The sequence below is a fragment of the Youngiibacter fragilis 232.1 genome, assembly GCF_000495435.3.
GTDB lineage: Bacteria > Bacillota > Clostridia > Clostridiales > Clostridiaceae > Youngiibacter > Youngiibacter fragilis.
Map to the genome: position 1 here is coordinate 1 of NZ_AXUN02000021.1, position 1,286 is coordinate 1,286.

The 1,286-nt window shown below is 42.3% G+C and carries 2 protein-coding genes; both read right to left on the bottom strand.

Going from position 1 to position 1,286, the window contains the following annotated elements:
- A partial coding sequence (locus T472_RS19985; protein WP_201781745.1) for an IS630 family transposase occupies positions 1-640 on the bottom strand: 640 nt, incomplete at its 3' end.
- Entirely contained in the window at positions 637-1,098 is a 462-nt protein-coding gene (locus T472_RS19990) for a helix-turn-helix domain-containing protein (protein ID WP_040906272.1), read from the bottom strand. The genes T472_RS19985 and T472_RS19990, both read right to left, overlap by 4 nt.
- Positions 1,099-1,286: the final 188 nt, after the last annotated feature.

Consider the following 1,286-nt stretch of genomic DNA (forward strand, 5'->3'; position numbering starts at 1 on the left):
GCGCATCGTCAACCTTAAATTGCCAGTCTACTGATTTTTGTTTAATGTTTCGATTTGATGCCCACTGCCTCACTTCAGTGTTCATTAAATCTATGGACCCAATTCTCCTATTAAGGCATTGGGATGTAAGTGCGCTAAGCTCAATTTCTGCGATATTCAACCAGCTACCATGCTTTGGAGTATAGTGTATCTCCAACTTTTGAGTAAGTCGGAATGCCTGAGGTGCTGGGAATCTTTCATACAATGCTGATACAGTGTGTGTATTCAGGTTATCCAGTACAAGAACCACTTTTTCAGACTCAGGGTAATCCTCTTCAAGAAGGATTCTTATTTGTTCAGCCCAGTCCTGTTTCGTGCGACGTTCAGACGCATGGCAGCGTCTCCATCCAGCCAAGGGCTCTGTGAAAAGAAAGACGCTGCATGTGCCTTTACGAACATACTCATTATCCTCTTTCCTAACATTTCCTGGTTTTGCAGCCATCGGATGTCGTACATCGTCCAGAAGCTGACATGGTCTTTCATCCATACATATTACCGGAATAGAGGGATTAAAAGAGCGAGAGTAGACCGCTAAAACATCCTCCATGTTGGCTACAAAAGCAGCGTTTTGGTCAGGTGGAATACACCAGCATTTCTTCAGATGAGGCTTAAATTCGTTTTTTTTAGGATCCTACCCACAGACATATGGGAGATTGACTCTACTATTTCCAGCCTTATTGCTTCATCAGCAACAAGACGCAAGGTCCATCTTTGATAGCCCTTCGGTGGGTTACTACAACATAAGGCTATTATGCGAGCTTCCACATCTCCGGTAAGTTTAGGTTCAATGGGTGGCTTACTGCGATGTTTTCTGTCTAGCGCTGCTTCTACACCCTTAGTTGCGTAGTTCTTTCGGATTGTCTGTACGGTTTGACGATGGACATTAAAGCGTTCTGCAATTACAGGGGAACTAACTTTATTAGGATTATTCTCGTCTAACGCAAGAAGAATATTTGCATGTAGGATACGTTTTGCGGATGAAGTCCCCTTGTTGATTATCTTCAGTAACTTGATTCGCTCTTGCTCACTGAGATCTACTACGTATGATACTTTTGGCATCCTTTCACCCCCTCGATATAAGGATACCAAAAATTTCAATTTTAGTATAGTTTTAAATGTTACATAGTACTAGAGGAACGGTAACCTGTAACGGTGTCACGAGTCTCCGAACTCCAATGTTTATGAATAAATTGGAAGGAGTGATAAACATGACACCGTTACAGGTTACCGTTCCACTAGTACTATGT